Source organism: Mesorhizobium sp. M1E.F.Ca.ET.045.02.1.1, from assembly GCF_003952485.1.
GTDB lineage: Bacteria > Pseudomonadota > Alphaproteobacteria > Rhizobiales > Rhizobiaceae > Mesorhizobium.
On sequence record NZ_CP034447.1, the window covers coordinates 2,011,811 to 2,030,425 of the forward strand.

General features: G+C 65.1%; 19 protein-coding genes and 1 pseudogene. 9 read left to right on the plus strand and 11 right to left on the minus strand.

All coding sequences use genetic code 11. The features are described 5' to 3' along the window. Positions 1 to 15: 15 nt before the first annotated feature. Together EJ070_RS09605 and EJ070_RS09610 are read right to left on the minus strand one after the other, a co-directional pair. On the minus strand, positions 16 to 723 hold the full coding sequence (locus EJ070_RS09605) for a DUF805 domain-containing protein (RefSeq protein ID WP_126091133.1): 708 nt from the start codon (positions 721 to 723) through the stop codon (positions 16 to 18). 384 nt (positions 724 to 1,107) lie between these two features. Next, positions 1,108 to 2,976: a DEAD/DEAH box helicase gene (locus EJ070_RS09610; RefSeq protein WP_126091134.1), complete on the minus strand. Its 1,869-nt coding sequence runs from the start codon at positions 2,974 to 2,976 to the stop codon at positions 1,108 to 1,110. Positions 2,977 to 3,319: 343 nt separating this feature from the next. Here EJ070_RS09610 and EJ070_RS36230 point away from each other — a divergent pair, with 343 nt between their 5' ends. Together EJ070_RS36230 and EJ070_RS09620 are read left to right on the plus strand one after the other, a co-directional pair. Continuing rightward, positions 3,320 to 3,469, plus strand: a complete 150-nt coding sequence (locus EJ070_RS36230; RefSeq protein WP_189350462.1) for a hypothetical protein — start codon at positions 3,320 to 3,322, stop codon at positions 3,467 to 3,469. 106 nt (positions 3,470 to 3,575) lie between these two features. Further along, complete coding sequence (locus EJ070_RS09620) at positions 3,576 to 4,610, plus strand: aspartate-semialdehyde dehydrogenase (RefSeq protein WP_126091136.1); 1,035 nt, start codon at positions 3,576 to 3,578, stop codon at positions 4,608 to 4,610. A 309-nt stretch (positions 4,611 to 4,919) separates the two neighbouring features. Here the strand turns inward: EJ070_RS09620 and EJ070_RS09625 are convergent, their stop codons facing one another. Further along, positions 4,920 to 5,363, minus strand: coding sequence for an ACT domain-containing protein (locus EJ070_RS09625; RefSeq protein WP_126091137.1), 444 nt, complete (start codon positions 5,361 to 5,363; stop codon positions 4,920 to 4,922). A 226-nt stretch (positions 5,364 to 5,589) separates the two neighbouring features. Between EJ070_RS09625 and EJ070_RS09630 the strand changes: the two genes are divergently transcribed. From EJ070_RS09630 to EJ070_RS09655, 6 genes and pseudogenes are all read left to right on the plus strand, one after another. Further along, positions 5,590 to 6,495, plus strand: a complete 906-nt coding sequence (locus EJ070_RS09630; protein ID WP_126091138.1) for a bestrophin family ion channel — start codon at positions 5,590 to 5,592, stop codon at positions 6,493 to 6,495. A gap of 145 nt (positions 6,496 to 6,640) precedes the next feature. After that, a complete protein-coding gene (locus EJ070_RS09635; RefSeq protein WP_126091139.1) occupies positions 6,641 to 6,988 on the plus strand; it encodes a metalloregulator ArsR/SmtB family transcription factor in 348 nt (115 codons plus the stop codon). Between the two features lie 55 nt (positions 6,989 to 7,043). Further along, complete coding sequence (locus EJ070_RS09640; RefSeq protein WP_126091140.1) at positions 7,044 to 7,535, plus strand: SRPBCC domain-containing protein; 492 nt, start codon at positions 7,044 to 7,046, stop codon at positions 7,533 to 7,535. Between the two features lie 152 nt (positions 7,536 to 7,687). Continuing rightward, entirely contained in the window at positions 7,688 to 8,098 is a 411-nt protein-coding gene (locus EJ070_RS09645) for a DoxX family protein (RefSeq protein WP_126091141.1), read from the plus strand. Between the two features lie 20 nt (positions 8,099 to 8,118). Continuing rightward, positions 8,119 to 8,659, plus strand: a pseudogene (locus EJ070_RS09650) (SRPBCC family protein). A gap of 133 nt (positions 8,660 to 8,792) precedes the next feature. Beyond that, on the plus strand, positions 8,793 to 9,056 hold the full coding sequence (locus EJ070_RS09655) for a YMGG-like glycine zipper-containing protein (protein WP_126091142.1): 264 nt from the start codon (positions 8,793 to 8,795) through the stop codon (positions 9,054 to 9,056). A gap of 73 nt (positions 9,057 to 9,129) precedes the next feature. Here EJ070_RS09655 and rpsP read toward each other — a convergent pair whose 3' ends face one another. The 7 genes from rpsP to EJ070_RS09690 all read right to left on the minus strand — a co-directional run bounded on the left by rpsP (position 9,130) and on the right by EJ070_RS09690 (position 15,856). After that, complete coding sequence (gene rpsP / locus EJ070_RS09660; RefSeq protein ID WP_126091143.1) at positions 9,130 to 9,531, minus strand: 30S ribosomal protein S16; 402 nt, start codon at positions 9,529 to 9,531, stop codon at positions 9,130 to 9,132. 49 nt (positions 9,532 to 9,580) lie between these two features. Continuing rightward, positions 9,581 to 9,907, minus strand: coding sequence for a chorismate mutase (locus EJ070_RS09665; protein ID WP_126091144.1), 327 nt, complete (start codon positions 9,905 to 9,907; stop codon positions 9,581 to 9,583). 7 nt (positions 9,908 to 9,914) lie between these two features. Continuing rightward, positions 9,915 to 11,507 carry a signal recognition particle protein gene (gene ffh / locus EJ070_RS09670; RefSeq protein WP_126091145.1) on the minus strand — a complete coding sequence of 531 codons (1,593 nt, stop codon included), beginning with the start codon at positions 11,505 to 11,507 and terminating at the stop codon, positions 9,915 to 9,917. 507 nt (positions 11,508 to 12,014) lie between these two features. After that, positions 12,015 to 12,956 (minus strand): glycosyltransferase, encoded by a 942-nt coding sequence (locus EJ070_RS09675; protein WP_126091146.1) that lies wholly within the window; start codon positions 12,954 to 12,956, stop codon positions 12,015 to 12,017. After that, positions 12,956 to 13,936 carry a CPBP family intramembrane glutamic endopeptidase gene (locus EJ070_RS09680; RefSeq protein WP_126091147.1) on the minus strand — a complete coding sequence of 327 codons (981 nt, stop codon included), beginning with the start codon at positions 13,934 to 13,936 and terminating at the stop codon, positions 12,956 to 12,958. The genes EJ070_RS09675 and EJ070_RS09680 overlap by 1 nt, the downstream gene beginning before the upstream one ends. A 155-nt stretch (positions 13,937 to 14,091) precedes the next feature. Continuing rightward, on the minus strand, positions 14,092 to 14,700 hold the full coding sequence (locus EJ070_RS09685; protein WP_126091148.1) for a DUF1236 domain-containing protein: 609 nt from the start codon (positions 14,698 to 14,700) through the stop codon (positions 14,092 to 14,094). Positions 14,701 to 14,764: 64 nt separating this feature from the next. Further along, a complete protein-coding gene (locus EJ070_RS09690) occupies positions 14,765 to 15,856 on the minus strand; it encodes a putative zinc-binding metallopeptidase (RefSeq protein WP_126091149.1) in 1,092 nt (363 codons plus the stop codon). Positions 15,857 to 16,138: 282 nt separating this feature from the next. Here EJ070_RS09690 and EJ070_RS09695 point away from each other — a divergent pair, with 282 nt between their 5' ends. Next, positions 16,139 to 16,936: a lytic transglycosylase domain-containing protein gene (locus tag EJ070_RS09695; RefSeq protein WP_126091150.1), complete on the plus strand. Its 798-nt coding sequence runs from the start codon at positions 16,139 to 16,141 to the stop codon at positions 16,934 to 16,936. Positions 16,937 to 17,190: 254 nt separating this feature from the next. Here EJ070_RS09695 and EJ070_RS09700 read toward each other — a convergent pair whose 3' ends face one another. After that, positions 17,191 to 18,411 (minus strand): argininosuccinate synthase, encoded by a 1,221-nt coding sequence (locus EJ070_RS09700; RefSeq protein WP_126091151.1) that lies wholly within the window; start codon positions 18,409 to 18,411, stop codon positions 17,191 to 17,193. Between the last annotated feature and the right edge of the window lie 204 nt (positions 18,412 to 18,615).

An 18,615-nucleotide genomic window follows, 5' to 3' on the forward strand; every position in this document is an offset into this window, starting at 1 on the left:
GGACGGCGCCCGCGCCTAGAACCTCACTCCGGCCGGCACCGGTCCCCATTTGTTGTCGCCGGCCTGGGTGGGGATCAGCGCGAAGACCAAGGTGGCGAGTCCACCGACATAGGGCAGGAGGCAGAGGATCACGAGCCAGCCGGTCAGGCCGAGATCGTGCAGGCGGCGCACGATGAGCGAGATCCACGGCAGGAACGTCAACAGGAAGAAGAGGCCGATAAGGCAGAGCATGACGATCGGCTCGTCGGCGCCGCCCTCGCCGCGCGACAGGTCCACGGTCAGCCCGACGCCGATGGCGACGACGAGGCCGATCGTCCAGAACAGGCAAAAGCCCCAGAACTCCTTGCGACGGGCACGGCCGGAGAAGTTGACGTAGTTCGTGGTCAGGCCGCGCCAGAAATAGCTCCACAGGCCGGTGGATTCCACCGCCCCGCTCTCGGCGTTGCGGCCAAAATGGGTAGGCGCTATGGGCGCGCTGCCCGGCAAGGGAACGGTGGCCGCCGCGATGGGAGCTGCGCTCTCCATCGGACCGGTCGCACGGGCGCGGACGGAAAAAACGTTGCTCGCCCGGTCGCCGTTCGGCTGGAATTCGACTTCGGCGCCTCTCGCCAGCGCCATCTCGCGGCGCAGGTCCTCGCGCGCGAAGCTATAGCGCTTGCCGTCGGCGCCGGCGATGAAACCAAAGCCTTGCTCCTGGTCGTAGTGAAGAACTTCGCCGCGCATCGCCGTGTCCCCCGCATCGCGTGGTCCAGACTGTCCAAAGTCGCGGCCGTTCGCAAGCGTCATACGCAGCAGCGCCACTTCGCGGGCACCACACCTTCGTCATTCCATGGCGGAGCAAGGAGCGAAGCGACGCAGCGCAGACCATAGAATCCATACCGTGACCTATGAGCGTTTCAGCGGTCCAGAACGACCTCTGTTCTGCGTCGTCTCTACTCTTCGCGCGAGGTCACGGAATGGATCCTCGGGTCTACGCGTCCGCTTCGCTCCCGCTCCGCCCGTGGATGACGAAGTTCAGCCGCTTCCGCCGATCTCGAAGGTCGCGATTTGCTGCCGAAGAAGGTTGCCGATGTTCCCGCCGGTCAGCTACCAACTTTAATTGCGAACCTACGCTGGTCGTTTCTTCGATTTCTTGTTCTTCGCCCGCCCTGGCTTGTCGAATTTCGGCTTGGCCGGTTTACCGGATTTGCTGGCCCACGGCTTTGCTTCGAATGGAGTGCGCTGATCGGCAGGCGCGCGCTTCTCGAACTTCGGCTTGTGAGCACCTTGGGCGGCGCCTTGGTCGAAAGCGCGCTTGCCGCGATGCGGCTTCTTCTCCGGCTTCGGCGGCTGGTAGCCGGCTCGCGACAGGTCCGGCGTGCCGTCCAGCCGCTTCACGGCGATGCTGCCCTGCAATTTGCGGTCGGGGCCGATCGCCGCAAGGAACCGGTCGGCCCAGTCGGCCGCGATCTGCACGAAGGTTTCCTCCGGCTGCATCTTGATGGCGCCGATCTCGCGCTTGGAGATGTTGCCGCTGCGGCACAGCATGGGGATCAGCCAGCGCGGCTCGGCATTCTGCCGGCGTCCCACCGACAGCGAGAACCAGACGCTGTCGCCGAACTCGTCGCGGCGGCCGGGCGCTTCGTCCCTGCGCGCGGCCTTCTCCTTTGACGGCGCGAACGGCGCGATCTCGAGCAGGTCCTCGGGCGCCGAGCGGCTGCCGCGGCAGAGCCGCACGAAAGCGGCGGCCACCAGCTCGGCGCCATGCCGCTCGAGAAGAGCGGCGGCGAAATCGCGCTCCTCGTCCTTGATCGGTTCGCCGAACGCCGGATCGGCCAGGATGCGCTCGTCGTCGCGGCGCAGCACCTCGTCGGCAGAGGGCGGGCGCGCCCAGGTTGCGGTCAGGCCGGCATTGGCAAGCAGCCGCTCGGTGCGCCGCCGGGCGTTGCCCGGCACGATCAGCGCGCTCACGCCTTTTCGCCCGGCCCGCCCGGTGCGCCCGCTGCGATGCAGCAGCGTTTCAGGATTGGTCGGCAGGTCGGCATGGATGACCAGGTCGAGATTGGGCAGGTCGATGCCGCGCGCCGCCACGTCGGTGGCGATGCAGACTTTTGCGCGGCCGTCGCGCATCGCCTGCAGCGCGTGGCTGCGCTCGTTCTGGCTGAGCTCGCCCGAAAGCGCCACGACCGAGAAATTGCGGTTGTTGAAGCGCGCGGTGAGATGGTTGACGGCGGCGCGGGTGTTGCAGAACACCATCGCGTTCTGTGCCTCGTAGTAGCGCAGCACGTTGATGATGGCGTTCTCGCGATCGGCCGGCGCCACGGAAAGCGCCCGGTACTCGATGTCGAGATGCTGCTTTGCCTCGCCGCCGGCCGAGATGCGCACGGCATTGCGTTGGTAGTTCTTCGCCAACGCGGCGATGGAGCGCGGCACGGTGGCGGAAAACATCAGCGTGCGCCGCTCGGCGGGCGCGGCGTCGAGGATGAATTCGAGGTCCTCACGGAAGCCGAGGTCGAGCATCTCGTCGGCCTCGTCCAGCACCACGGCCCTCAGCGCCGACATGTCGAGCGCGCCGCGACTGATGTGGTCGCGCAGCCGGCCGGGCGTGCCGACGACGATGTGGGCGCCACGCTCCAGCGCGCGCCGCTCGCTGCGCATATCCATGCCGCCGACGCAGGACGCCACAGTCGCGCCGGTCAGCGCGTAGAGCCATTCCAGCTCGCGCCGCACCTGCAGCGCCAGCTCGCGCGTCGGCGCCACCACCAGCCCCAGCGGCGCGCCGGCATCGGCGAAGCGTTCCGCGCCGCCGAGCAGGCTCGGTGCCAGGGCAAGACCGAAGGCGACGGTCTTGCCGGAGCCGGTCTGCGCGGAGACCAGCGCGTCGGCCACGCCAAGCTCGGGCGCCAGCACCGCTTTCTGCACTGCGGTCAGCTCGACATAGCCGCGGTTTTGCAACGCCTCTGCAAGCGCAGGCACGATGGTTTCGAAACTGGACATCTTGTTCTTTCGGGATTCGGGGTTCTGTGCTCGTCGCGGAGCACAAGGCCGGCACTGCGCCAGCCGAACGAATTTGGGCGTTCGTACTTCCTGCAGCCGCCATTGTACAGAGCAGGCGGCACCGACTTCCCCTTCTCCCCTTGTGGGAGAAGGTGTCGCCGAAGGCGACGGATGAGGGGTGTTCCAGGGAAAGCCAGCGCCTCACTCCGCTGGAACACCCCTCATCCGTCTCGGCGCTGCGCGCCGATCCACCTTCTCCCACAAGGGGAGAAGGGGAGCTGCGGCGCCGATTGACTCTTTTATCAAAGCGCGTAAAAGCCCGCAGCGAACGGGATCTTTTTCGATGCGCGGCCTTCTGATGGCTCTTCTTGCATTCGATGCCTCCAGCCACGATGCGCAGCATCGGGCCGGGCGCTTCGGCGCGTCCGTCCGTTCCAGCAAGATTCTGGGTTCCAGCAAAACTGTGGCCAAAACCACCACCAAAACGGTGTGATTCCCTTGGCCTAACCACCCTCTCCCGGGTTCGGCCCGGGGGACGGAACCCGCATGAGGCCGGCGGGTTTCTCCAACAACCAAGCGGAGAGGGACAGGAGATATCGATGAGTTTCAAGGTTGCGGTAGTCGGCGCCACGGGCAATGTGGGCCGCGAAATGCTCAGCATTCTGGACGAGCGCGGCTTCCCGGCGAGCGAGGTGGTGGCGCTGGCCTCGCGGCGCAGCCAGGGCACCGAGGTGTCCTTCGGCGACCGCACGCTGAAGGTCAAGGCGCTCGACACCTATGATTTTTCCGACACCGACATCTGCGTCATGTCGGCCGGCGGCAACGTGTCCAAGGAATGGTCGCCCAAGATCGGCAAGCAGGGCTGCGTGGTCATCGATAATTCCTCGGCCTTCCGCTACGATCCGGACGTGCCGCTGATCGTGCCGGAAGTGAATCCGGATGCGGTCGAGCTGTTCTCGCGCAAGAACATCATCGCCAATCCGAACTGCTCGACGGCGCAGCTCGTGGTGGCGCTGAAGCCGCTGCACGACGTCGCCACCATCAAGCGCGTCGTCGTCGCCACCTACCAGTCGGTCTCCGGCGCCGGCAAGGAAGGCATGGACGAGCTGTTCACGCAGACCCGCGCCGTCTTCGTCGCCGACCAGGTCGACGTCAAGAAGTTCACCAAGCGCATCGCCTTCAACGTCATCCCGCATATCGACGTCTTCCTCGACGACGGCTTCACCAAGGAAGAGTGGAAGATGGTGGCCGAGACCAAGAAGATGCTCGACCCCAAGATCAAGCTGACGGCGACCTGCGTGCGCGTGCCGGTGTTCATCGGCCATTCGGAAGCGGTCAACATCGAGTTCGAGAAGCCGATCACGGCGGACGAGGCGAGGGAAATTCTTCGAGACGCGCCCGGCTGCCAGGTTCTCGATAAGCGCGAGAACGGCGGCTACATCACGCCGCTCGAATCGGCCGGCGAAGACGCCACCTTCATCTCGCGCATCCGCGAGGATTCGACCGTCGACAACGGCCTGTCGATGTGGGTCGTTTCCGACAATCTGCGCAAGGGCGCGGCCCTCAACGCCGTCCAGATCGCCGAGCTGCTGGTCGCGCGGGGCTTGATCCAGCCGAAGAAGAAGGCGGCTTAATTTAGCTCACGGGCCGCACCGCCGCTGCCGCGGCTGGCCCTCCGCGGGGGCGCCGGACGACCGGCGGCCCGCGGTCGCGGGCTCGGCCTTCGGCCGGTTGGTTTCGCTCACGGGCCGCACCGCCGCTGCCGCGGCTGGCCCTCCGCGGGGGCGCCGGACGACCGGCGGCCCGCAGTCGCGGGCTCCGGCCTTCGGCCGTAATCGCGACCTCCCTTCTCCCCTTGTGGGAGAAGGTGGATCGGCGCGCAGCGCCGAGACGGATGAGGGGTGTTCCAGGGAACGCCGACGTCTCACTCCGCTGGAACACCCTCATCCGTCGCCTTCGGCGACACCTTCTCCCACAAGGGGAGAAGGGAAGGCTTGCGCCAATTCCTGCAATAGCTTCATCGCCTCCTCCGCCCGCTCCGCCGGCACGAACAGATGGTCATGATAGAACGCCGAAACCGGATTGACGCCCATGCCGGCCGTAGCCAGCCGTGTCGTGATGGCGGCCAGGAAGCCGACGGCTTCCAGCGAGGAATGGACGTTCAGCGTGATCATGCAACAGCGGAATGCGCCCATGAGGCCGGCCGCCTTTGCCTGGTCCTCCGGCAAGATAAGCGTCAGGCCTTCCCGCTCCCGAAACTGCATAACCGGCTCAAGTCCGTCCGGCACGGCCGCACCCGGCGCCAGCGTCGCGAAGACATAGACGCCGGGCAACAGGTGCGGCGTCATCGACGCCAACAGTCTTTGCAGGTCGGTCTCGCCGTTCATCTCTCCTCCCAAGCAACGCGTCGCTTCAACTAGCTGTTTTTACGCAATTGCGGACGGAAAACCGTTACACACTTTTCCTGGAATTGCTCTGGCGCGATAACAGCGTCATTAGACCGGCCGGTCGGTTGCCGAAAGCGCCAACGACACGGAAATGTCGCCGATGGCTGAGCTTACCCGGCTTGTGCGTTGCACAAGAACGCGTATCACGTTGGCTTGAGGGGTTTCGATGATCGTTCGCCCGCGTCCAGGGTTCCTGCACCTGTTCTTCATCATGCGTGGTTCTGTGGTGCCGCGCATCCTGCCGCAGATCTTCGGCTTCGCCGCCTATGGCGCGCTGGTGGTGGTCATCGTTCGGGCACTGAAGCTCGATTTCGGCAATGCCGGCACCGCGCCGTTCGCTTTGCTCGGCGTTGCGCTATCGATCTATCTCGGCTTCCGCAACAACGCCGCCTATGACCGCTGGTGGGAGGCACGCAAGCTGTGGGGCCAGCTCGTCTTCGACATCCGCAACCTGGCGCGCGCCTCGACCGGACTGATCGAGGATCGGACCGAATTGCGCGGCCTGTTGATGGACGCGATCGCCTTCTGCCATTTCCTGCGCGGCCTGATCAGGCGAGTCGATGCCCTCTCCGAAGCACGCGGCTTCATTGGCGACGAGGCCGAATCGGTCGCGCGCGCCTCCAACGCGCCCGACGCCATGGTGCGCCGGATGGGCGCGCGCGTCGCGGCGCTGCGCAAGGCCGGCGCGATCGACACGATCGGCTACCGCATCCTCGACGAGCGGCTGTCGGAAATCGCCGCCGCCCAGGCCGGCTGCGAGCGCATCATGGGCACGCCGCTGCCCTTCGCCTACACGCTGCTCCTGCAGCGGACGGCCTACATCTTCTGCCTGCTCCTGCCGTTCGGGCTGGCCTCGGCTGCTGGCTGGGCGACGCCCTTGTTCACAGCACTGATCGCCTACACTTTCTTCGGCCTCGACGCTTTATCGGAGGAACTCGAGGATCCGTTCGGTACCCAACCCAACGACCTTGCGCTGGACGGGCTCTGCCGCGTCTGCGAGATTTCGGTGTTCGAGGCGCTGGGCGAGACGCCGCCGAAGATGATCCCGGCCGACAAGTTCTATTTCTCCTGAGGCCACCGAAAGCCTTCCAACCTGGCCGTCCGGTTTGCGAGCCGGATAAGCGTTGCCATGGATTCGATCTTGGACCGTGCCGCTTGACTCGGTCGCCAGCGTCTCGTATAGAACCAAAAGGTTACATAACTACTTGGTTTAATAAATGACGTCGGATAGCCTCAGCCTGACTCTCGCGGCGCTTGCCGACCCGACTCGCCGCGCCATCCTGGCGCGGCTGGCGCTCGGCGAGGCCTCCGTCACGGAGCTGGCGGAGCCGTTTGCCATGAGCTTTCCGGCGGTGTCGAAGCACCTCAAGGTGCTCGAGCGCGCCGGCCTTGTGGCGCGCGGCCGCGACGCGCAGTTTCGGCCGCGCCGCCTGCAGCCGGAACCATTGCGTGAGATCGACGAATGGCTGGAGTCCTACCGCGCGCTATGGGACGCCCGCTTCGACCGGCTGGAAACCTATCTACAGGCCTTGCAGGCTGGTGATCCCGGCGGAAATCAAAATTGAAGGCGGCTAACTAATTTGTCGCCGATGCGAGGCAAGACGATCTAGAGAGGGGAAAATGACAGATCAGACCATCGACACGCCATCCGACGACCCGGTGATCATGATCACCCGGACCTTCGATGCGCCACGCGCGCTGATGTTCAAGCTTTTCACCGACCCATACCATCTGGTGCGGTTCTGGGGACCGGAAGGGTCGACCTATCCGGTCTGCGAGATGGATGTGAGGCCGGGCGGGCAATGGCGTTTGACCATGCGCTTTGCCGACGGCAGCGAATATCCGACCAACAGCGTCTATCTGGAAATCGCCCCGCCGGAGCGGATCGTCTATCGCGACGCGCCGCTCGATCGTAGCCAGTGGCAGGATACCCTGCCGCCGCCCAACATGGTGACGACCATCCTGTTCGAGGATGCCGGCGGCAAGACGCGGATAGTAGCCAACATCCGCGCCAACTCGATCGCTGCCCGCGACATGGCGGTGAAGATGGGCTTCGGCCAGATGGTGATGGCGAGCTACGGGCGGCTGGAAGCCTATCTCAAGACGCTCTGAGCGAGAGTTCGGTTCGGCGCGCGGGAATGAGCCGCGCGCATTTGCGAAAAATATTCCGGGACGTGTCGGACCGTGGACCCGTGCGGCGTCCTTGGTTCGAGCCTGGCAAGGATGGCCAGCGTCCGAACCAAAAATACCAGGAGGGAACGTCAATGAGCATTACTCAAGCCGCGCCCGTGTCGTCGGGCGCCCTGTGGGCCGGCCGCCTGCTCAGCACCGTCATCGTGCTGTTCATGATCTTCGATGGCACCATCAAGCTGCCGCCGCTCGACATCGTCACCCAGACGATGGTGCAGCTCGGCTGGCCGGCCGATCCCAATGTCGCGCGCATGCTCGGCATCATCGGACTGATTTCGACCGCACTCTACGCCGTGCCGCGCACCTCTGTGCTCGGCGCCATCCTGCTCACCGCCTATATGGGCGGCGCCATCGCCACCAAGGTGCGGGTCGACAGCCCGCTTTTCTCCCATACGCTGTTCGGCGTCTATCTCGGTATCATCCTATGGGCCGGCTTGTTCCTAAGGGACCCCAAGCTGCGCGCTCTGATCCCGTTCAGCCGATAAGTGGCCGAAAGGAGAAAAAGATGTTCACCACCATCCTCATCATCCTCGTCGTCATCATCGCCGCCGTGCTTGTCTATTGTCTATGCCGCGACTCGGCCGAACGACTTCGTCGTCAGCCGTTCGGCCAGCGTCAAGGCCCCTGCCGAGGCGATCTTCCCGCTGATCAACGATTTCAAGCGCTGGCCCGAATGGTCGCCCTATGAAAAGCTCGACCCGCAGATGAAGCGCACGCTTTCCGGCCCCGAGGGCGGCAAGGGCGCGGCCTACGGCTGGGAGAGCAACGGCAAGGCCGGCGTCGGCCGGATGGAGATCACCAACTCGGTTCCATCCTCGCTGGTGTCGCTGAAGCTCGATTTCGAGAAGCCGTTCAGGGCGAACAACACAGTGGACTTCACCTTGACGCTATCGGGCGAGGCCACGACGGTCACCTGGGCGATGCGTGGCGCCCGGCCGTTCATCGCCAAGTTGATGGGCCTGTTCATGAATTTCGACACGCTGATCGGCAAGGATTTCGAGGTCGGCCTCGCCAATTTGAAGCGCGCCACCGAACATAAAAGTTAGCAGTTTCAACGATGTAGCTTGGGCAGCGGCGTGCGCAGCGCCGGCAGTCTTCATGGTCCTCGGGATCAAATTAGCCGTCTGCGAGTTAAACACTTGGCGGCGCGGACGGCGATCCCGTGAGAGAGGAACTGAAATGAAGAAAGCGATTACCATTCTGGTGCTGACGGTGGCGCTGGGCGCCTGTTCGCAGACGGAAAAAGGTGCCGCGATCGGCGGCCTGGGCGGCGCGGCGGTCGGCGCTGCCGTCGCCAACAATCCGGTACAGGGCGCGGTGGTCGGCGGCGCCGTCGGCGCTGTCGCCGGCGCATTGATCGGCCATGCCAGCGAGGCCGGCCAGTGCCGCTATCGCGACCGTTACGGGCGCGTCTATGTCGCGCGCTGCCCGGAAGGCTATTGAGTCTATAGGCGGACCTAACGAAAACGGCGGGCATCTTGCCCGCCGTTCCCATTGAACGAAGTTGAACGCCGAATTACTCGGTGGTCGCGGCTTCCGCCTCGGCCGGCGCGGCGGATGCCGCGGCAACGGCAGCGGCGGCGTCTTCCTGGGCCTTCTTCAACAGGGCGGCGCGCTCCTGCGCCTTCTTGCCGGGCAGGGCCTTGCTCGGGTTCGAGCGGGCCTCACGCTTGGCGATGCCGGCCTCATCGAGGAAGCGCAGCACGCGGTCGGTCGGCTGGGCGCCGTGCGAGAGCCAGTGCTTGACGCGGTCGGCATCGACCTTGACGCGTTCGCCGTCCTTCGGCAGCAGCGGGTTCCACGAGCCGAGCGCCTCGATGAAACGGCCGTCGCGGGGCGAACGGGCGTCGGCGACGACGACGTGGTAGTAAGGACGCTTCTTCGAGCCCGCGCGGGCCAGTCTGATTTTCAGTGCCATTGTTATCTCCTAAAAAGCTCTGATTTCGTTGATCGGTGTGGTTGGGTTCTCAACCGGTTTTCGTCACGCCGTTGTTGGCGGCGATCTGTTCGTGATGACGGATCACTTCGCGGACCACGAAGTTCAGGAATTTCTCCGCGAAATCCGGATCGAGATGCGCATCCTTCGCCAGTTGGCGGAGGCGGGCGATCTGCTGCTGCTCGCGCGCCGGATCGGCGGGCGGCAGGCCATGCTCGGCCTTCAGCACGCCGACCGCCTTGGTGCAGCGGAAGCGCTCGGCCAGCATATGGATGAGGGCGGCGTCGATGTTGTCGATCGAAGCGCGGTAGCCCGCCAGAATGGCGCGTGCGTCGGCCATGTCCTTCTCCTCGTTCATCGCCCCCTCACTTCTTCTTCCCCAAGCCGGGCAGCCCACCGCCGCCGAGACCCGGAAGGCCAGGCAACTTCATGCCGCCGGGCAGGCCCGGCAGTCCGCCGCCGCCGGGAAGTCCGCCGGGCAATCCGCCCGGCAAGCCTTTGCCGAGGCCGGCAGCCTGGGCCTGCTTCTGCAGGGCCTCGAGCTGCTTCGGATCCATCTTGGAGAGATCGGGCATGCCGCCGCCGGGCATCATGCCGCCGAGGCCCATTTTCGAGGCCAGGCCGCCCATCATGCCGCGCATCAGGCCGCCGCCTTTGCCCTTGCCGCCCATCGCCTTCATCATGTCGGCCATGCCGCGATGCATCTTCAACAGCTTGTTGATCTCGGCCGCGTCGGTGCCGGAGCCGGAAGCGATGCGCTTCTTGCGCGAGTGCTTCAGAATGTCGGGGTTCGCCCGCTCCGCCTTGGTCATCGAGGAGATGATGGCGAGCTGGCGCCGGAACATCTTGTCATCGAAGCCGGCGGCGGCAAGCTGGTCCTTCATCTTGCCCATGCCGGGCATCATGCCCATGATGCCGCCCATGCCGCCCATCTTCGACATCTGCTGAAGCTGCGCGGCAAGGTCGTTCAGGTCGAACTTGCCCGACTGCATCTTCCTGGCCATCGCCGCCGCCTGCTCGGCGTCGATGGTCTCGGCGGCCTTCTCGACGAGCGAGACGATGTCGCCCATGCCGAGGATGCGGTCGGCGATGCGCTTGGGGTGGAATTCCTCCAGCCCGTCCATCTTTTCGCCGGTGCCGATCAGCTTGATCGGCTTGCCGGTTACGGCGCGCATCGAAAGCGCCGCGCCGCCGCGGCCGTCGCCGTCCATGCGGGTGAGCACCAGGCCGGTGATGCCGACGCGCTCGTCGAAGCTTTTCGCCAGGTTGACGGCGTCCTGACCGGTCAGCGAGTCGGCGACCAGCAGGATCTCGTGCGGCGACGACACCTTCTTGATGTCGGCCATTTCGACCATCAGCGGCTCGTCGATATGGGTGCGGCCGGCGGTGTCGAGGATGACGACGTCATGGCCGCCGAGCTTCGCCGCCTGGACGGCGCGCCTGGCGATGTCGACCGGGCTCTGGCCGGCGATGATCGGCAGCGTCGCGACCTTCACCTGCTCGCCGAGCTGGCGAAGCTGCTCCTGCGCGGCCGGACGCCGCGTGTCGAGCGAGGCCATCAGAACCTTCTTGTTCTGGCGCTCGGTCAGGCGCTTGGCGATCTTGGCCGAGGTCGTCGTCTTGCCGGAGCCCTGCAGGCCGACCATCATGACGACGACGGGCGCCGGCGCGTTGAGGTCGACGGCGACGCCTTCGGCGCCAAGCATGTCGACCAGCTCGTCATGGACGATCTTGACGACCATCTGTCCGGGCTTGATCGACTTCAGGACAGCCGCGCCGACCGCCTTCTCACGCACCTTGTCGGTGAAGGAACGCACCACCTCCAGCGCCACGTCCGCCTCGAGCAGCGCGCGGCGCACCTCGCGCAGCGCCGCCGAGACATCCGCCTCTGACAGCGCGCCGCGGCCGGTCAGGCCATTCAGGATGGAGCCAAGGCGCTCCTGAAGGGATTCAAACATTCTTCTTCCTTTTCTCTGGCACCCGGATGATGCCCGAGAGGTAGTGCGTTCGCGCCGGGTCGCCAAGCAAAAGCGCAAAGCCAAAAAGCACCCGGGGGCGCATCGCGCTGCCGGGTGTTGGCCTCCAGGATCTCTTTACAGCACTCGCCTCAAAGAGGCCTCGGCGTCCTGGTCGGCTTTCGCGAAGGTGTGCTCGTCGCGGAATTCGAGGGCGTCTAGACAGGAAATCGGCCGAAGAGTCAAGTGTGAGGCCGGGCGGGCTCCTCCTTCTCCCCTTGTGGGAGAAGGTGGCCGAGCGAAGCTCGGTCGGATGAGGGGTGTTCCAGGGAACGCCAGCGTCTCATTCCTTCCAGCACCCTCATCCGTCTCGGCGCTGCGCGCCGATCCACCGCCCGGCCCGTCGCAAGCTCCGGGCGTTCGAAGCTCGAAAAGCCAAGCAGTTGGCTTTTCGTCCGCTGTGCGGACCGCTTCTCACCCCACAAGGGGAGAAGGAGGAGCCCGCCCGGCTCAAGCCAGCCTCTCCCCCTCCAGAATGCGCCGGTAAAGCTCGAGATAGCCTTGTGCCGTCTTCGCCATGGGAAAACGGTCGGCGGCGGATTCCCGACACCGCTCGGGCGAAAGCGCGGCGATGTCGGCCAAGGCTTGCGCGAACTCGGCATCGGTGTCGAAGAAGCGTCCGGTGGCGTCGTCGACGATTTCCGGCAGCGCGCCGCGCGGCGTGGTCAGCACCGGCGTGCCGCACAGCATGGCCTCGACCGGCGCCATGCCGAACGGCTCTTCCCAGGCGATCGGGTTGAGGAAGGCCTTGGCCTCGCCGAGCAGGCGCAGCTTCTCATCGCCGTCGATGGTGCCGTGGAAACGGAAACGGCGGCCCAGGCTCTTGAAGAAGACGCCCTGGCGGCGAACCTTCGAGCGCAGCAGGAGCTGCCAGCGCGGGCCGCCGGCGATGTCGAGCTGGAAATCGAAAGCCCTGGCGAGATCGACGGCCCGGTTGAGGTTCTTGGCGGCGCGGGCGATGCCGGCCAGAAACAGCAGCCGGTTCGTCTTGGCGGCGGACAGCCGATAGGCATCGATCGGAAAGCCGTTGTAGACGAAGGTTTCCCGCCCGTGGTTGCGCGCATGGTTGGCGCTGACGAAGCTCCAGTTCTGCTCCCGCCGCGGGAATCCCGGGGCAAAGCCGTGCATCGTGTAGAGCGCCGGACGCGACGTATCGATGTACCAGCCATTGAAGTGCACGATGTCGGTATCGGCAGGGATCGCGGCGCGGCATTCGGCCGCCGAGGACGCATGCCGCACCTCGCAAAGCGGATGGCTCGAGCCGCGACCGGCGATCAGGACGACCCGGTGGCCGAGGCGAGAAAGTTCTTTGGCCAGCCAGTCGACCTGCCGCTCGGTGCCGCCATAGCCTTTGCAGGGAATGGCCTGTTCCGCCACCAGCGTGATGCGCATCAGGTGAGCCCATCGGCTTTTTGATCGACCGTGATCCTGTCTGGTCCGTCCGGCCCGATCTTCAGTGGCGAGCGGCGATGCAGAAACAGGAGCATCGTCAGCAAGGTGCTTGCGATGCCGATCGCGGCGATGAGAACGGCGTCCGAATTCGTCCAGCCCGGGCCCTCGAGCGGCTTGGCGTTGAACAGGGCGAAGGAGTTGTAGCTCTCCTGGTGCGAGATCAGCAGGAAGCCGGTCAGGTTGTTGCCGAGATGGGCGCCGAAGGCAGCGCTGAGATTGCCGGTCACATAGACCAAAAGGGTCAAAAGCAGCGCGAAGGTGGCGATCGAAACCAGCACGCAGGCATTGATGGCGAGCGTCGAGGCGGAGCTCCAATGCAGCGCGGTGAACAGAAGCCCCGGCAGCGCCGCCCAAATCAGCGGGCTGGCGAATCTGCTGGCGAGGCCGCGCAGCAGATAGCCGCGGAACAGCGCCTCCTCCGAGGACGTCTGCAGAAAGGTAAGCAGCACGATCGGGACGAGGAAGAGCAGCCAGGACGAGAACGCGATCGATCCGCGCGCGATCTCCGGCTGCAGCCAATAGAGCAGGACCTCCGAGAACAGCGAGGTGATCAGGACCGCGACCAGGCCTTTGAGGAAACCGCCGCGCGAGATGCGGCGGCTGGCGCCGATCAGCGCCGAGAGCGGCTCGCCATGCACGAATCGCATCGCCACCCAGAGACCGATCCAGATGCCGGCAAACGACCCCAGCGCGGTAAGAATGCCGATGGGCGAAGCGAGGAAATCCTGGATCGGCTGTCCGGTCGACGGACCGGGAAGACGCAGAACGAGGAAGGCGTAGGTGCCGGCGACGAGCACGACGAACGTCATGGCGAGCCAGAAGAAAACCACGATCGCCGTTCCCAGCAGAAGCCGGAGCGGAGTGGTTTTTTGGTTCGGCGAGCGGCGGTAGCGCTCGAAGGCGGCATTGTCGACGGTCACGCGGGTCCCCTGCCCCAACCCTTCCGGTCGCATGATCTAGGGGATTGGCGTTTTCGGCGCAATCGTCCTTGCGGATAGTGGAAAGGGTTACCGTTCCGAGTCGCTAAAAAAACGGCCGCTCATCAGGCGGCCGCTTTCCACCACAATCCACCTGATCAGCGCATCACATAGACGATGCGTCGCGTGCCCGGATCGACCAGCGCCGGCTGGTTGTTCACATAGACGTAGCGGTAGTTGTAGTCGGGGATCTCGCGCAACTCGACCGTGTCGGGCAGCGTGGCGCCCGTCACCACTTCGCCTTCGAGATAGACCGGGTCGACCCGATGCGTGGCGACGTAGGTGCCCACCTCGGCCGGCGGCCTGGCGATCGGCTCGATCGCATCCGCATCGCCCGAAACGATGCCGCCGGTATAGTCGTCCTGCGAATAGACGTCGTCGGCCGGCGGTGACACCACGGCGATGCCGGCATCGGCCGGCCGGCGCGTGAGCACCACGCGGCTGCCGCCGAAATCACCCGTCACATAGTCGGAATAGACCCAGCCATTGCCGCCAGCTTCGGCGATGGTGCACCATTTGCTGTTCGCGATGCAGCCGGTGAGCGTTGCCGACTGGCCGGCCGCGAGCACGCCGATCACAGGATATTGCGGGCCCGGGCCGGCGCGGACATTCAAATCGGCCACGGCCGAGACCGGCGTGTCGGCAAGGGCCGCGCCCGACATGGCGAGCAGCGCGCCGGCAAGCGCCGGAAACAATACGAGTTTCATGGTTTCTCTCCGTTTTCAACGCTCCCTCGGGCTCGAAAACGAAACCAGGCCTCATGCGTTCCGGCTAAAATGCCGTCGCCGGCTCACGAATTGTTCCACCTTCTTTCGGCAGCCCGGTCAAAAGCGCATGGACGAAGGCCAGTTTTTGCGCAGTCACGTCCGAAATGACGAAAGGATAGAGATCGGGCAGCCCCATGCAGCGGTTGATCGAATTGGAGGCCTCCGACAGCACCAGCCAGCGGGCCAGTACCTTCTCGAAGGGCTCGGGCGGTGGGGTTGGCTCGGCCGGAGCCGCCTGAAGCTTTCCACCCGTGTCACCGTGGGGCAGGGCGCCGGCCTCCACCGTCTCCAGCCGGCCGAGCGGGAAATTCAGCGCATGCACCATCTCCAGCGTGTCGGTGATATGCAGATAATGGGCCCAGGTTTCCGCCCAGTCCTCCCATGGATGGGACGTCGCGTAGGCCGAGATGTGCCGCTGCTCCCAGTCTGCCGGCGAGCCGTTGGCGTAGTAGGCCTTCAGCGCCTGCTCGTAGTCGGCCTGCTCGTCGCCGAAGAGGGCGCGGAAGGCCGAGAGCCGCCCGGGATCGTCGCGGATCAGCCGGTCCCAGTAATAATGGCCGAGCTCGTGGCGGAAATGGCCGAGCAAGGTGCGGTAATTCTCCCCCATCTCGACGCGCCTGCGTTCCCGCTCGGCGGAATCGGCTTCGGCGACATTGAGAGTGATCAGGCCGTTGTCGTGGCCGGTGAGGATGCGTTCGCCGCCCGGCCCGCCGCCGATCGGATCGGCAAGGAAATCGAAGGCGAGCCCGGCTTCGTCCTCGAGGCCGGTCTTGGGCGTGACCGGCAGCCCGAAGGCGAGCAGCGAATAGACGGCGCGTTTCTTCGCCGCCTCGACGCGGATCCAGCGCTGGCGGTTGCCGTCCACCGACAGGTCCGGGATCGTCTGGTTCAGTGCGCAGGCGCGGCAGAAGCCGTGGTCCGGCTCGGCCTGCCAGTTGCAGGCGCATTCGTCGGCATTGCCGCATGGAACGGCCTCGTCGGAAAGCACGAAATGCGCCCGCGCGGGGTCATAAAGCACGAGGCTGGAACAGTTCAGGCATTGGGCGTTCTCGAAATAAAGGCGGTGGCCGCAATGCGGGCAGTCGAACAGCTTCATCTGCTATCAACCCATGGGGACAAGGGCGGGCCTCGTGCAAACGCCGTGCGGCGCCCGGCGTTCCGATCCTATTTCGTCGCAAGGTCCGCGGAACCGGCGCCAATGATCACGACATCAACGTCTTCCATAAAGCCACCCCGCCATAATAAATGCTTGATCGTAGGCAAATTCCCCGGCAATCGCCAGCAGCGAGCGGCACGCAGCCCGTGTGGGCGGTGACAATCGGGCGTTTCACTGGCAGATTTGCAACCGGGACGTGATTCAGGCAACCAGGAGAACGATATGGCATTTTTTGCCAAGGGAAGGATTTTCGTGGCCGCGGCTGTGGCGGCACTTGGACTGGCGACGGGCGCGCAGGCGGCGGCCAGTTGCGGCAAGAACGGCGCTGGCTTCGATGCTTGGAAGCAGCAGTTCGCCGCCGAAGCGCAGGCTGAGGGCGTGGGTCAGCGGGGCCTGTCCGCGCTGGCTGGCGCGACTTATGCAACCAGGACGATCGCTGCCGACCGCGCCATCCACAAGGCGTTCAGCGGTTCGGTGGAAGCGTTCATGAAGCGCCGGGGCGGGGCCGCGATCATTTCCAGGGGCCGTGCGCTGAAGAAGCAGAACGCGGCGATGTTCGACAAGATCGAACAGAACTACGGCGTGCCGCCGGGCGTGCTGCTCGCCATCTGGGGCATGGAAACCGGCTTCGGCGCCTCGATGGGCAACCAGAACACGGTCTCGGCCATTTTGACGCTGGCCTATGATTGCCGCCGCCCGGATTACTTTACCCCGCATGCCATTGCGGCGCTCAAGCTGGTCGATCGCGGCGCGTTGAGCGCCTCGTCGGTCGGCGCCATGCATGGCGAGATCGGCCACACGCAGTTCCTTCCCGGAAATGTCCTGAAGTATGGCGTCGGCAGCGGGAACCTGCGCGACAGAAATACCGCGCTCGCTTCCACCGCCAATTTCCTCAAAGGTCACGGCTGGCACGCCGGCGCGAGCTATGAGGCGAATATGGGCGCCATCGCCGGCTGGAATTCGGCAAGCGTCTACCAGCAGGCCATCGCCCGCATCGCCGAGGCGATCGACGCCGACTGACACGGGCAGCGACCAAGCAACAAAAACCCGGCGGAAACGCCGGGTTTTTGTTTATTACACAGGAAGTTAGCGAAAGCCGGGAAAGCGGTAATCTCCCCCCTTGAGGGGGAGATGTCGCCGAAGGCGACAGAGGGGGTCGCCGCGCGTGGGGCGCCAGCGTCGTCTCTCATCGCGCGAAAAGCGTTGGTGTTCTGTGCGAGGCGACCCCCTCTGGCCTGCCGGCCATCTCCCCTCGAGGGGGGAGATTACCAGCCTCACCGGCGATTCCTTGCCGCAAGCGTGCGCAGCCGGAGCGCGTTGAGGCGGATGAAGCCGGCGGCGTCCTTCTGGTCGTAGGCGCCGCGGTCGTCCTCGAAGGTGACCAGCGCGTCGGAATAGAGCGTCTTCTTCGACTTGCGGCCGGTGACGATGACATTGCCCTTGTAAAGCTTCAGCCGCACCGAGCCTTCGACATCCTCCTGGCTCTTGTCGATCATCGCCTGCAGCATGACGCGCTCGGGCGAGAACCAGAAGCCGTTGTAGATGAGCTCGGCGTAGCGCGGCATGAACTCGTCCTTGAGATGCGCCGCGCCACGGTCGAGCGTGATCGATTCGATCGCGCGGTGGGCGGCGATCAGGATGGTGCCGCCGGGGGTTTCATAGACGCCGCGCGACTTCATGCCGACGAAGCGGTTCTCGACAAGGTCGAGGCGGCCGATGCCGTTGTCGCGGCCGAGGTCGTTGAGCGCCGCCAGCATGGTGGCCGGCGACAGCTTCTTGCCGTTGAGCGCGATCGGATCGCCCTTGAGGAACTCGATCTCGATTTCGGTGACGGCGTCCGGCGCGTCCATCGGCGAGACGGTGCGCTGGTGGACGAATTCCGGCGGCTCGCTCCACGGATCCTCCAGCACCTTGCCCTCGGAGGACGAGTGCAGAAGGTTGGCGTCGACCGAAAACGGCGCGTCGCCGCGCTTGTCCTTCGGCACCGGGATCTGGTGCTGCTCGGCGAAGTTGATCAGGTCGGTGCGCGACTTGAACGACCAGTCGCGCCACGGCGCGATGACCTTGATGTCGGGGTTCAGCGCATAGGCGGAGAGCTCGAAGCGGACCTGGTCGTTGCCCTTGCCGGTAGCACCGTGCGCAATTGCGTCGGCGCCGGTCTCCCTGGCGATCTCGACCAGATGCTTGGAAATCAGCGGCCGGGCGATCGAGGTGCCGAGCAGATAGGTGCCTTCGTAAACTGCATTGGCGCGGAACATCGGGAAGACGAAGTCGGAAACGAATTCCTCGCGCACGTCGACGATGCGGATATCCTTGATGCCCATCATCTCGGCCTTGCGGCGCGCCGGCTCCAGCTCGCCGCCCTGGCCGAGATCGGCAGTGAAGGTGACGACTTCGGCCCCGAGCTCGGTCTGCAGCCATTTCAGGATGATGGAGGTGTCGAGGCCGCCGGAATAGGCGAGCACGACTTTCTTGACGTCTTTGGTCTTGGACATTGTTGGCGGTTCCGCGGGTAAAAAGCTTTCGGGGGCGAGTATCACGGCGTTTCCGGCTCATGCAAGAGACGAAGGGGCGCAGGGCGAGGCAATCGCAGCACGTGATCTCCCCCCTTGAGGGGGAGATGGCCGCGAAGCGGCCAGAGGGGGTCGTCTCACATAGATCGCCGGCGCTGTTTTCGTCGCGGAAAAATGCCGGCGCTT